At 54.0% G+C, this 13743-nt stretch carries 11 protein-coding genes; 3 read left to right on the forward strand and 8 right to left on the reverse strand.

From position 1 onward, the window contains the following. Positions 1–110 precede the first annotated feature (110 nt). A complete protein-coding gene (gene fliD, locus AC1MDE_RS15330; protein ID WP_480344792.1) occupies positions 111–1520 on the forward strand; it encodes a flagellar filament capping protein FliD in 1410 nt (469 codons plus the stop codon). A 40-nt stretch (positions 1521–1560) separates the two neighbouring features. Here fliD and AC1MDE_RS15335 read toward each other — a convergent pair whose 3' ends face one another. The 3 genes from AC1MDE_RS15335 to AC1MDE_RS15345 form a co-directional block, all read right to left on the reverse strand. Beyond that, positions 1561–2136, reverse strand: coding sequence for a helix-turn-helix domain-containing protein (locus AC1MDE_RS15335; RefSeq protein ID WP_479402115.1), 576 nt, complete (start codon positions 2134–2136; stop codon positions 1561–1563). Between the two features lie 77 nt (positions 2137–2213). Further along, positions 2214–2765: an NADPH-dependent FMN reductase gene (locus tag AC1MDE_RS15340; RefSeq protein ID WP_479397763.1), complete on the reverse strand. Its 552-nt coding sequence runs from the start codon at positions 2763–2765 to the stop codon at positions 2214–2216. 78 nt (positions 2766–2843) lie between these two features. After that, positions 2844–3284, reverse strand: coding sequence for a helix-turn-helix domain-containing protein (locus tag AC1MDE_RS15345; RefSeq protein ID WP_480344793.1), 441 nt, complete (start codon positions 3282–3284; stop codon positions 2844–2846). A gap of 414 nt (positions 3285–3698) precedes the next feature. Between AC1MDE_RS15345 and AC1MDE_RS15350 the strand changes: the two genes are divergently transcribed. Beyond that, positions 3699–4313, forward strand: coding sequence for a response regulator transcription factor (locus AC1MDE_RS15350; RefSeq protein ID WP_200575578.1), 615 nt, complete (start codon positions 3699–3701; stop codon positions 4311–4313). Positions 4314–4353: 40 nt separating this feature from the next. On the opposite strand, the gene AC1MDE_RS15355 is transcribed toward AC1MDE_RS15350, so the two are convergent. From AC1MDE_RS15355 to AC1MDE_RS15375, 5 genes are read right to left on the reverse strand one after another with little or no spacing between them, the layout of a single operon-like run. Beyond that, positions 4354–9921, reverse strand: a complete 5568-nt coding sequence (locus AC1MDE_RS15355; RefSeq protein WP_480344794.1) for an AAA family ATPase — start codon at positions 9919–9921, stop codon at positions 4354–4356. Next, positions 9918–10304, reverse strand: coding sequence for a response regulator transcription factor (locus AC1MDE_RS15360; RefSeq protein ID WP_200575581.1), 387 nt, complete (start codon positions 10302–10304; stop codon positions 9918–9920). The genes AC1MDE_RS15355 and AC1MDE_RS15360 overlap by 4 nt, the downstream gene beginning before the upstream one ends. 43 nt (positions 10305–10347) lie before the next feature. After that, complete coding sequence (locus tag AC1MDE_RS15365; protein WP_200575584.1) at positions 10348–10602, reverse strand: DUF1427 family protein; 255 nt, start codon at positions 10600–10602, stop codon at positions 10348–10350. Between the two features lie 2 nt (positions 10603–10604). Then, complete coding sequence (locus tag AC1MDE_RS15370) at positions 10605–10844, reverse strand: DUF1427 family protein (protein WP_480344795.1); 240 nt, start codon at positions 10842–10844, stop codon at positions 10605–10607. A 51-nt stretch (positions 10845–10895) separates the two neighbouring features. Continuing rightward, on the reverse strand, positions 10896–11588 hold the full coding sequence (locus tag AC1MDE_RS15375) for a hydrolase (RefSeq protein WP_479402111.1): 693 nt from the start codon (positions 11586–11588) through the stop codon (positions 10896–10898). A gap of 277 nt (positions 11589–11865) precedes the next feature. Here AC1MDE_RS15375 and AC1MDE_RS15380 point away from each other — a divergent pair, with 277 nt between their 5' ends. Further along, on the forward strand, positions 11866–13743 hold the full coding sequence (locus AC1MDE_RS15380) for an amidohydrolase (RefSeq protein ID WP_479397766.1): 1878 nt from the start codon (positions 11866–11868) through the stop codon (positions 13741–13743).

Genomic DNA, 13743 nt, shown 5'->3' on the forward strand with positions numbered 1-13743 from the left:
CTGGCCATAACCCTGTATTCGTAAAGAAATCGTAAATACACCCCACGTAAACTCCTGACTGGCGCAAGCCTAACGACATGATATGTAACAACATAAAACAGGAGTTTATGATGGCAGGGATTTCAACCTTAGGCATTGGGTCCGGTCTAAAACTGGGCGATATTCTGGATAGCCTGACAACAGCAGAAAAACAGGTGCTAGTGCCGATTTCAAAGCAGCAGTCGGCTGCAACGGCCAAGCTTTCCGCCTACGGCACACTCAAAACAGCCGTGCAGTCATTCCAGACAGCGAACAAAAGCCTTCAAGACGCAGGTTTATATACGCAGACTAAAGCCACCAGCAGCTCCAGTGCGTTTAACGCAGATTCAACGGGAAATGCATTGCCGGGAAAGTACAGCATCAGCGTCACCCAGCTCGCCCAGTCACAAACGTTGACCAGTGCAACACGCTCAGATATCAATCAGGCTGTGGGAAGTGCAGCAGATAATCGCCGCATGACACTGATCAGTGAAGATGGCAGTGAGCACACCATTGAATTAGGTCAGGAGCAAACTTCGCTCAGCGCCATCAGAGACGCGATTAACAAGTCGAATGCGGGCATCAGCGCAAGTCTGATCAAGGTGTCAGATAAAGACTATCGCCTGTCGTTGACCTCTACCCAAACCGGAACCGGACATGCGCTCAAAAGCCTGGCGATAACCGGTGATGATACGCTACAGGCATTCCTGGGTTATGACCCTGCCAACGGCGCATCAGGGATGACGCAAAACGTCGAGGCGCAGAATGCCAGCCTGACCATTAATAACATCCCGATTGACAGCAGCAGCAACACCATCAAGGACGCCGTTGAGGGGATCACGCTCAATCTGAGCGATCAGACATCCGACGCTCAGACACTCACCATCGCCAGTGATAATTCCAAAGCAAAAACCGCCGTCACAGATTGGGTCAATGCCTATAACGCGTTGCAGGACACCATGGACAACCTGACAAAATACACCCCCGTTGATGCCGGCGCCGATCAGGACAGCAAAAATGGTGCGTTGTTAGGGGATGGCACACTGCGCATGATTCAGACCCAGCTGAAAAACATTCTCGCAAACGGATCGGGCTCCTCACAGTTCAAAACTCTGACTCAGGCAGGCATCAGTACCGATCCGACGAATGGAAAACTCAAACTGGATACGGATAAATTAACCAGCGCATTAGCCGTCACTCCGGAAGCAGTCAGAGATATCTTTTCGGGGGATGGTGAGAAAACCGGTATCGCGACCGGAATGGCATCCAGTATGACGCTCATTCTGAGTAGTAAAGGTGTGCTGCAAGGCGCCACTGACAGTATCAGTAAAAAGCTAAACGCACTGACGGAACAATATAACAACGCCAGCAAGAAAATTGATGACACCATTGCCCGCTATAAGGCGCAGTTTACCCACCTGGATACCATCATGAGTTCATTAAATAGCACCAGCGATTATCTCACGCAGCAATTTGAGAGTATGTCAGGCACGAAGAAATAATTCAGATGAAAATAATGCCAGCATTGCTGGCATTACTCACTCAGGCAGGATTTATCAGGGCGTGAATGATATCAACGAGCCCCTCTTCATTCCCGGTAAAATGCGCCCGAATTTGCCCAGGCGTATATCCCGTCAGATCACGCATGGTGCGGGTAAAAGAAGCCTGACAGTTAAAGCCATTTTCCACCGCCACCTCCAGAATGCGTTTACGGCTTCGCGTCAGAATATAGGCGGTGTTAATGATTCTGCGTACGCGAACATATTCATACACGTTTAACCCCGTGAGCTGGACAAATTTGCGCTGAAAATGCCAGATGGAGTAGCCACTTTTGCTCGAGATTCTGTCTACTGACAGGTTTTCATCCAGATGGTTATCGATCCATTCAACCATTTGCTGAATAACGGCAACCACCGATTTTTCTCTCTCACCGATCATGGCAGAAGCTCCGCCAGTGTAACGCGTCATCCGGCCTCCCGGTTGCACTGAGGGGACACAAACCGTCACCCGCACCGCGCTCTGGCGTAATTCAATGCTGGCTCTAATCGATGAACGACTCATTTTCTGTTGGTGATATGTTTTGTCAGCATGGAGGGCTACGGTGTTGCTACTCAACATAAAAGCTCCGCTGTTCTGGCAGGTCAGATTCCTGCCGTTACGCCTGACCCTGCGGGAGCATTATCGCTGCACCGCGTTTATTTCGCCGCAAAGTTGGCGAAAGCCGCTAATTGTCGAGACAGGAAGCTGCGTGTATTTTCATCCGTCAGTTCGCCATTAATCACTTTCTCCCCCACGTCACCAATAATGGCTTCCGGCTTATTAAGCACACGCGCATCAAAGTAATTCAGAATCTGGCGTAAATGCATCTGCGCGCGTACTCCGCCCAATTTTCCAGGTGAGGCGGACTGAATTAACACCGGTTTGCCCGCAATAGGCTGGGGCGATACGCGGGACAACCAATCCAGCGCGTTTTTAAGCACACCTGGAATCGAATGGTTGTATTCCGGGGTGATAATAATCAGTCCATCTGCGCTGGCGATTAACTCAGCCATGGCCAGCACTGCAGCAGGGAAACCTTCAGCTTCGGTATCAGAGCTGTAATGCGGAAACGCTCCGGGTGAGCCAAGTGATTCAAAGGTCGTACCCACAGGAGCCAGTTCTGGCAGAGCATGCGCAATCGCCGCATTGAAGGAACCTGCCCGCAGGCTACAAGTGAGCGTGACAAATTTCAGCGTTGTGTCATTCATGATAATTCCCAGCAAAAAGGTTACGTTTAAACCGTGAAATGGTTGAACGGATAAATGCGTTAAACCGCCAAATAACGATCAGTAAAAAACACTGACATAATTCTCATGCAGCTCGCGCGTGAATGTCTGAAACACTCTGTCCCTGCCGCAACAGGCCTGTCTGAAATGCATAGGCGGCAGCCGCAAATACTTTTTGAAAGTCCGTGAGAAGTTTTGCTGGCTGGTAAAGCCATTCTCAATCGCAATATCGATGAACTCTTTGTCGGTGAATGCCAACGAATGTGCCGCCCTGGCGATGCGTCGGACACGAATATATTCTGCCAGGTTGTATCCTATCTGCTCTCTGAATACGCGCTGGAAATGCCAGTGACCATAACCGCTCTTTTCAGTGATGGTTTTTACCCGCACCCGCTCATCAGACAAAATGCCTTCAATCCAGGGCAACATATCCCGGATAACGGCACTTCTCATCTCAATACGGACACTGCTGCTTTTCGCTTCCGGGTTGACGGTATTCATATTCCGGCTCTTCCGATATCAAACGCACCGCGGCTACGGCTGAGCGACAGGGATAAGGTTAGTGCAGGGATTATCCGCTGGGCGTTGCCGCAAGGGAATTATACAAAAGGATAGTTATACTTTTGGATAATTGAATTTTCCTGCCAGGGCCTTGCTCCATATTTATAGCAGGATAAGGTTATATGAAAGTCTGCGAATGCTTTTTCAGCCTGTTGATTATTCTGTGTGCTTACCCATTCTTTAATACGCCTCAGCTTATTGATTAACCGCTGGTCTGCATATCAGCCGCATTTATTAACACTCAATTGACCTAAAAGCGCCTGAAATCAGCGTTCGCCAATTCCAACGCTAACTCTTTAAAGGTATATTGCCTGTTCTGTATAAGAGAACTCGCCTGAGTTTTAATGAGTCTTTATGGATAAAACGATTTATCTTGTTGATGATGATGTTTCAGTCATCACCTCCCTGAAAAACCTTCTGAGTTCTGAGGGATATCAGGTCTTTGCTTTTACTTCTCCGGCTGAATTTTTAAACCAACCGGAATTCACCACGCCTTGTTGTCTGATTGTTGACCTGAATATGCCTGGACTCGATGGGTTCGACGTCTCTGCCCGCCTGACAGAGCGGGGATACTCGATACCGACCATCTTCCTGACCGGTTTTGGCACTATCCCGATTACGGTGAAAGCGATGAAGGCGGGAGCCTTTGAGTTTTTAACCAAACCCGTGATGCCCGATGACCTGCTGAGCGTCGTAAGCGACGCGATCGCGTTATCCGAAAAAAGTGATGCGGTTGCCAAAGAGAAGGTCGAACTCACCGGCCGCTATCAGTCGCTCACCCCGCGTGAAAAAGAGCTGATGCAGCTGGTGATGCGTGGATTGTTGAATAAGCAAGTTGCCGCTGAAATGGGGATCAGTGAAATCACCGCGAAAGTCCATAAACGCCGGGTGATGGAGAAGATGATGGTGCGATCGGCATCAGAGCTGGTCAGAGCCGCAGAGAAGTTGAATTTGCTCGATGATGAGTAGACTCACCTGAGGCTCCCGCCCTGTCAGGCGGGAGTTTTCTTCAATTCACAGGCTGCTGATGAACCGGCAGCGTAAACCAGAACACGCTTCCCTGCTCCTGCCGATTCCCGGCGCCAATCTCTCCGCCGTGCCGCTTAATAATCTCATGGCTGATGGTTAACCCCATGCCCATGCCTTCCGCTTTGGTGGTGTAGAATGAATCGAAAATTTTTCCAATCACTTCTTCAGAGAGTCCAGTCCCATTATCAGCCACCTCGAAGCGAATAACATCTGGCCGTGGATGAGATGACGACAATCGCAGCGTGCAAAGACCGCTGTTGTCTGTCATGGCCTCAATAGCATTGATCACCAGATTGAGCAGCACCTGCTGGATCTGCACCCGCTCACAGTAAACCTCATCAATCTGTGCTTTGAAGTCCAGCTCCAGTGAGATATAGCGTCTTTCCAGTTCCATTCTGGAGAGGTTCAGGATGTCGCGCGCCAGCTGATGCAATCTGGCCGGTGCAAACTCAGAAACCTGATTACGCGTTAGCGCCTGCAGCCCGCGAATGATATCGCCTGCGCGACGCCCTTCACGGATGATCTCTTCCAGGCTGTGACTGGCATTCTCAAGATTGGCGGGATCGCGTTTCAGCCATCGCAGGCTGGCACCGGCATTAGCGACGATTGACATCAGCGGCTGGTTAATTTCATGCGCGATGGATGAGGTGAGCTGTCCGACCGTGGTGGCGCGTGCCACGCGAGCCAGTTCAGCCTGCGCGATACGCGTGGCATCTTCAGAGAGTCGCTGGCTGGTGATGTCCGTCAGCGTGCCGAAGTATTCACGCACTTCGGGCCAGGTATCGACTGGCTCACCAATGCCTTTAATGTAGCGGCATTCACCATCATCGCGGATGATTCGGAACTCCGCCTGCATGATGAGTCCCTGACGGGAGTGCGAATCAATCAATTCCCTAAGGCAGGGAATATCATCAGGGTGCACTCGGCTCTGGAACTCCGCCATGGAGGTGGTCTTCTGTCCGTCAGGCAGGCCCATGATGCGTTTGTACTCGTCCGAGATGAACTGGATATCCGGTTCCATCAGCCAGTGCCAGGTGCCGGTATGGCTGATTTTCTCACCCAACATTAATGACGTCTGACTGGCGCGCAGCTGCTTCTCAATTTTGCCACGCTGGATGTTTTCGTCCATCAGCTCGGCGTAGAGCCGGGCCGTTTCCAGCGACACTGCCGCCTGCGATCCCAGCATCGCGACAATACGCGAATGTTCGGCGGTAAACACATCCGGCATCAGTCGATTTTCCAGATACAGCACACCCACCATCTGCGCCTGCTTGAACATCGGTACACACATCACGGCCGCCCCGGAGGCCACCAGGTAGTTGTCCTGGCTAAAGGGGCTGAACACTTCCGGCTTACCGGTGCGGATCTCCTTACCGGTGCGTATGACAGCGGACAAGATGGACAGGGGCAGATCCGTGGCAACCGGCACCTCTTTAACAATTTTGACCCGAATCCCCTGAGCGGTGGTGGTCGCTCTCGCCTGTATCTCCGGCACATTGCCATCGACCAGCCGGATCAGCATACAGTCCTGCGCCCCGGCTCGCTCCACCAGCATCACCATCAGGGTATGGATCAGACGGTCAAGATTGATCTCTTCGGTTAGCGCACGCATCGCCGTGACCATACTTTGCAGATCGCTGATGGCGGCGCTCTGCTCAAACGCCACGGTATCCAGCGCCGTATGCGGCGAGGGGTGCGCTAATCCGGGATACAGCGATTCAAGTTGGTGCACTTTGGCGCCAGCGCCCCACCGCCCCCAGGCCGCGATGGCGCCCTTGATATAAGCTTCTGCCGCAAAGCGCATACCACGGGCCTCGGCCGTTCGAGCCGCCAGCTCGCAGGCCAGTCCGTTGATATGATGGAACTCACCCTGACGGGATAAATCGATGGCTTTTTCGTACTGCTCAGTAGCCTTAGCGGTTTCGCCTTCCAGCCTGTCCAGTTCAGCCCGTAGCAGCGCTTCTTTGTCCGCAAAGGTCTTTTCATTCTCATTCGACCAGGTCACCAGCCTCTCAAGATGGCGCAGCAGTACCTGCCGATGTTCGGCCGTATATTCCTCTGCCTTGAGTGGGATGGAGAGTGACAGCGCGCTATAGAGATGAAGATCCAGCAGATGCACATGACCCGGAATGAAGTCGGTAAGAGGGGCGGCATCAGCAAAATACCTTCCCGCCTCCTCATATTCACCGGCAAAAAAGTGTGCCATGCCCTTGTAGAGGCGGCACCAGAACTGCATCAGCAGCACCGGCTCGATGGCAAACTCATGCAGCTTTTTGTCTAAATCAGGCGGTATGAAGTGATTCCCAGAGAAAATCTCCCCGCGCGGCTTACGCAAAAACATCACGTAATCCAGCTGCATCCCTAACACAATTTCAACGTCGCGGAACTGTGCCTTGCGCACGTAGCTCATGCCACGCGTGATCGAAGTACAAACGCCGTCAAGGTGATCGCCACGCGTGAGGTAATTCATCACCAGATGACGCAGCGCCAGACATGCCGATGTCCGATCGCCAATTTCGACCCCGACATCAAACGCAGCTTTTGCGCGTTCGATGGCATAGGTGAGCGGCATCGTCCAGATACTGACCTGATCGAGTGGCAGCAGCGTGCGCGCCTTGTAACTCACGAAGTCGTGCTTGTACACCAGCTCACGTGCCAGTAACGCGCTGGCAAATCCACGGCTGTACTCATCATACTGATCGCCACACACCACGCCGTACCATGACAGCGCGAGCGTCGAGGCACCGCTCAGGCCGCGTGCCATGGTCAGATGCAGCAGTTTGCACAGGATCAGGAATTGCAAACGCGGGCAGATAAACGCCGCGAAGGTACTGGCACTCGCCATCAAATTCATGATCGCTTCGGTTTTTTTACAACTCACCCGCGGCAGAGATCGAAAGCGCGTGTAAGGATTTTTACCCACGTCCTCTTTGAGCAGTATTCTTGCCGCATCACACTCGTCCTGATCGGGGTAGCGATTCAGCTGGATGTCAAACACCGCCAACCAGGCAAGTGCCGTTTCCAGCGCCAGTTGGCTGTCTGACCTGCGCATATGAATTTCAGCGATCAGACTGGCTGCTTCCGCTTTGTCCGTTACCTCACCGGGCGAGACCAAAATCTGCGAGCTAAGCGTCATGGCACTCAGCAAATTACCGTTAAGGAATTCGCATTCAGCCTCCTCCAGCAGAAATTCATTACTGCACTCACTGCCGGAACGGAGCGTTATCTGACGGGCAAACTGGAGATAGCGAAGCGCAGAGACATAGTCACCGGTGATTTTTGCCCGGCGTGTTGCCTGCAAAAGCAGCGGGCAAAACCGCGCCGTTTCATCGGCAATCACTGCAATATTCTGGACCGACACCAGGTGATGCGCGGCGCTGAACAGCGGGGCATTGGCGAGGTCGAGGCTGGATTCCTGCAGGTAATAACGCGCGGCAGCAAAATGAAAATCATCCTTCTCCTCAGGACTCAGCAACCCCATTGCCGCCTCATGCACGCTGTCATGCATAAATGACCACGTGGTGTCACTTAATGCGATTAAACGGTTCTCCGCAGCGGGTTTGAGTATTTCACCTACCCTTAGCGGTGAAAGCGCCAGGATCGTGCTGATGTCGCGAAGTGCGCCAGTGGCGCCAATCAGTGCCAGCTCACCCAACAGCATGTGAGCGGCACGAGGCAGCGTTTTAAGATCTTCCAGCACGCAGGCTGCGACATTTGCCGCGTAATGGCTGTTTTTTAATGCCTGCGCGTCATAGGTCCATTTAAAGGCGGCGTGATGGGTGATGTGGTGATCGCGCACCGCCTGACGGAAAAACTCATGGGTCGCGAGGGGATTGCCCGCGGTTTTTTCAAACACGATCTGTGCCAGTTCGGCAGTGGCGGCACTGCGGCTATGAAACATGCCCGCCAGCCAGCGCGCAATATTTTTGGTCGACAGCGGCTCTGGGGTCACATCAATAATGCGTGAGGCGCAGGCGCGAATGCGGCTGAGATTGCTGGCAACGGTGGGACAAGGCATTGAAACGCTATCGCGATGGCTGATCACCAGTAATAGCGGAAGATCCTCGCTCAGGCTCAGCAGATTTTGCAGTAGCTGAAGGGTCGCCTGATCGGCCCAGTGCACATCATCGATCAGCATCACCAGTGGCCGTCCTGGTGCGGTAAACGCTCTGACCAGGCTGCAGGCGACCAGGTTTAAGCGATCGCGCGCGTCGGGTAAATTCGTATCACGCTGCGCCACCGCTCTCTTGTCGAGCACCACGCCCAGTTCCGGCACCAGATTGACAGCCAACCCGGCAAACTCGCCAAGATTGCGTGAAATATGCGCTTTCCAGCGCGCCATCTCCTCGGCCGGCAGCCCCAGAAGATGCAACGTCAGCATACGAAATGCGGTGGTAAACACCGAGAACGGCAGCACCGGTGAGTTTTTATCGGCTTTCACTACCGTCAGCATGGCGTTTTTACTGCGTAAAACCTTCAGTGCCGAGACGATTAACGATGACTTCCCCGAGCCTGGTGCGCCGTTGATCACCACCAGCGTGTGCTTCCCGCTGCGGCTAACATCATCAAATGCCGCCAGCACATCCGCTGCCTGTGCGTGATCGGCATACAGCGTCTCGGAGGAGAGCGTCAGCGGCTGTGCGTCTTGTTGTCCCAGCGCGAATGACTCAACGGCGCCATCTGGCATCAGGTTGGATTCACAGCGTTTTAAATCCGCCATCACCCCTTCTACCGTCTGGTAACGATACTCAGGAGACTTCGCCAGCAGGCGTAAAATAATCGATGACAGCACCACCGGCACATCGCGGCGCAGCATGTGCGGCGGGATCGCTTCTGATGCGATGTGATGATGTACCCACTCAGACATGCCCCCGTTCGCGCTACCGTAGGGCAATTTGCCCGTCAGCAACTCATAAAGCACGATGCCCAGACTGTACAAATCGCTGATGCGGCTGACGCGATGTACCGTGCGCGAGGTATGTTCAGGCGACATATAAGCCAGCGTGCCGCCGATGACCGGCGTGCGGGCGGGTTGCATCAAATCCGATTCCAGCGAGGAGAGCCCGAAGCCACCCAGTTGCACCACATTCTCTTCAGTAAAGAAAAAGTGAGAGGGTTTGATGTCGCCGTGCACCAGGCCTTGCAAATGCATCTTGCCGAGCGCCTCACATAGCAGTGTGGCTTTGTGGAAGAATTTTTTCAGATTACCCGGCGGCATGCATAGCTGGTCAGCCAATGTGCGGTAGTTAAACGGGGTATAGAGCAGCGCATAACGCCCCTGATAGGAGGTATATCGAATGGGTTTGATCGCCCCGCTCTCGGAAAGCATCGCTCGCAGGGCAAACTCATTTTTCAGCAGTTGGGTGACCTGAAAAACAGCCTCTTCACTGGCAGCGGTCGCCAACATAACGCTTTCACCGGACACCGCATGCCTGCCAAGCAGCCACTCGATGTTGCCTTCCTGTGCCAGCGGGCTGAACACGATGTCATCATTCAGTACATAAGCGGTTTCATCAGACAGGTTCAAAGCCAGAAAAAGTGAACTCATGGTCGCAACGTCCGGGCAGATAACTCAGCCCGAATATGTTCGAACAGCGCGTCAATATCAATAGGCTTGCGCATGAAGGTGATGGCGCCCAGGTTGATGGCGTACCACAGTAAATTGTCATCGCCATTGCCCGAAATGATGATGCCTGGCGGGTTGTTCAGCTGTGTTATCAGTTCTTTAAACAGGTCAAAACCAGACATGCCTTTGAGTTCGACGTCAATGATAAACAGCGCCGCATCTCTGAGCGCTGCTTCATCACTTAACAATGCTTCCGCTGATTCGAATGCCTGCGTCTCATAGCCTTCAGACTGTAGCAGGTTGGTCAGGGCACTGCGAACGGAACGGTCATCATCCACAATGATGATGCGCTGCGACAGCTGCATGCTGTATTCCTTAATAAAATTTACCACTCCCTGACGCGCATCATTAGGCGTTTTTATCACCCGAAGCCGGTGGAGTATCAATGGCTCTCGGTGGATATTCGTGGCGGAACCAGGAGAGAGCGATCCGTTCACGCTTTATCAGCCGTTGGCAAACCGGAATAATATGTTCGCCGATTTGCATCCCCAACAGGCCTAACAGCGCGATGACAGGTGGAGCCGGAGAGCTGACATCCATGACGGCATAAAGTAAGCCGATGAGTATGCCTACCACTAGCGATAAAACATAGGATTTCAGCATGATCATCCCACCTGTTCTAAAGCGTGAGGACGAGAGTCTGCTGCCACGGGGAGCGAGACACCCGCCGGCGTAAACGCAGCCGCATCCTGATGCAGCAGCTTACCGCCCAGCGCACTGCCAATCACCATGCCCAGCAGGCCAATCAGTGCCACGGCGGGCGGGGCCGGAGAGCGAACCTTGAGCAGTGCATAAATAAGACCGGCTAACGCGCCAGCCCCCAGAGAAATCAGCAAAGGACTCATGGGTCCTCCTTTTTAAAAGGGGGCCAGCGCACAGGTCTGGCCCTTAACACATTAGCGAACCGGGGCAGGAACCGGCGCCAGGGTACGGTGCTCACTCTTCTGACGAGAAGGCGCTTTATGAACCATGGTGTAGGCGTAATCCACGCCGATACCGTAGGCACCGGAGTGCTCTTTGGCGATATCCATCACCGCGGTATAGGTGTCTTTGTGCGCCCAGTCACGTTGCCACTCCAGCATCACCTGCTGCCAGGTCACCGGGATCACGCCAGCCTGAATCATGCGCTGCATCGCATAGTCGTGAGCCTCTTTGGTGGTGCCGCCTGATGCATCCGCCACCATGTAGATTTCGTAGTCGCCCTCCAGCATCGCACAAAGTGCAAAGGTGTTGTTGCACACTTCCGTCCACAGGCCCGATACCACCACCTTTTTCTTACCATTGGCTTTCAGCGCATCACGCACTTTCAGGTCATCCCAGGAGTTCATTGAGGTACGCTCAAGAATGTCCTGACCCGGGAACACATCCAGCAACTCCGGGAACGTGTTGCCTGAGAAGCTCTCCGTCTCAACGGTGGTCAGCACGGTAGGAATGTTGAAGACTTTGGCCGCTTTCGCTAATGCGACAACGTTGTTTTTCAGCACCTGACGGTCAATCGACTGCACGCCAAACGCCATCTGTGGCTGCTGGTCGATAAAGATGATCTGGCAGTTCTGCGGCGTCAGTACTTCAAGTTTGCTAGTGGTCATGGTTTTGCCCATTGAGGTTAGTGTGGCGAAGTTTCGCGAAATTGAACGGTGTCAAAAGAACAGTCATGCCGGGGATGCCGCGTTTACGGCAGCTCAGACTCACTGTCTCAGCGCAGTGTAGGGAGCCTTTTTTTTCCACACTATTATCTCTAGGTATAACTATACGAAGGTATACCTATCCTTTTGTATAACTAGACGCTCTCCTGACCTGCTGAACATAATTCCGCCTATTACTTCTCTTGCGCATGTGCAGGACCACTCTTTTTCAGGAGGTTTTATGGTGACTTTAGGTAAGGCGGACGTCATTCTCACCAATGGCCGTTTTCACACCGTTGATCGCGGCAATCCGGTTGCCGATGCGGTGGCGATTCGCGATGGTAAATTTCTGGAAGTCGGCACCCTTGCCGAAGTGATGCAGCATCACTGCGAAGGCACTAAAGTCATCGACCTGAAGGGCCACACCGCCGTGCCGGGTCTGAATGACTCGCACCTGCACCTGATTCGTGGCGGCCTCAACTACAACCTCGAATTGCGCTGGGAAGGCGTGCCCTCGGTGTTTGACGCGCTGCGCATGCTGAAAGAACAGGCGCTGCGTACGCCAAATCCGCAGTGGGTACGCGTGGTGGGCGGCTGGACGGAGTTCCAGTTTGCTGAACGCCGCATGCCAACACTGGATGAGATCAACGAAGCGGCACCGGACACGCCGGTGTTTGTGCTGCACCTCTACGATCGCGCCCTGCTCAACCGCGCTGCGCTGAAAGTAGTGGGTTACACCAAAGACACCCCCAACCCGCCAGGTGGCGAAATCCAGCGCGACAGCAATGGCAACCCAACCGGCATGCTGATTGCCCGCCCGAACGCCATGATCCTTTATGCCACCCTGGCCAAGGGTCCTAAGTTACCGCTGGAACAGCAGGTCAACTCGACCCGTCAGTTTATGCGCGAACTGAACCGCCTCGGCCTGACCAGCGCCATTGATGCAGGCGGCGGTTTCCAGAACTACCCGGAAGATTACGAAGTCATCGCGGAACTACATGAGAAGAAGCAGATGACGATTCGTATCGCCTATAACCTGTTTACCCAGCGCCCCGGGCACGAACTGGAAGATTTCGAGAAATGGACCGACATGCTGACGCCGGGTCAGGGTAGCGACTATTTCCGTCACAACGGTGCCGGTGAAATGCTGGTGTTCTCCGCCGCTGACTTCGAGGATTTCCTTGAGCCGCGTCCGGATCTGGCGCCAGGTATGGAAGATGAACTGGAGCGCGTGGTACGTCATCTGGTTGAACATCGCTGGCCGTTCCGTCTGCACGCCACCTACGACGAATCCATTAGCCGCATGCTTGATGTGTTTGAAAAAGTGAACCGCGATATTCCATTCAATGGTTTGCACTGGTTCTTCGACCATGCCGAAACCGTGACGCAACGGAACATCGACCGTATTAAAGAGCTGGGCGGCGGCATCGCGGTTCAGCACCGCATGGCTTTCCAGGGCGAATACTTTGCCGAACGCTACGGCATTGAAGCCACCCGCCACACTCCGCCGGTGGCGCGCATGCTGGAAACCGGTGTGCCGGTCGGTTTGGGTACGGATGCCACCCGCGTCGCCAGCTATAACCCGTGGACCGCACTGTACTGGCTGGTCTCCGGTCGCACCGTCGGCGGCATGCAGATGTATGACGTCAACGCCCGCCTGGACCGTGACACCGCGCTGATGCTGTGGACGCAGGGCAGCGCCTGGTTCTCCAGCGAGCAGGGGAAAAAAGGTCAGATCAAAGCTGGCCAGCTGGCGGACATGGTGGTGCTGAGCAAGGACTACTTCAGCGTGCCGGAAGAGGAGATCAAAGGGATCGAGTCTGTTCTGACCCTGGTCGACGGCAATATCGTTTATGCCGCTGGTTCATTTGGTTCAGAAGCCCCGCCGTCTATTCCGGTGCTGCCAGAGTGGTCCCCGGTGGTGAAGGTGCCGGGTCACTACCGCAGCGCGCCGCCAACGGCACAGACGCGCGTCGGCATGCAGCCGATGCCGCACCAGTGCAGCGGCCCGTGTGGCGTACACAGCCATTCACATGATATCGCGCGCGGTGCCAACCTGCCGGTGTCGGAAGAGAACGCCTTTTGGGGCGCGCTCGGCTGCAGCTGCTTCGCGTTCTGA

The sequence above is a fragment of the Pantoea folii genome (assembly GCF_056678875.1).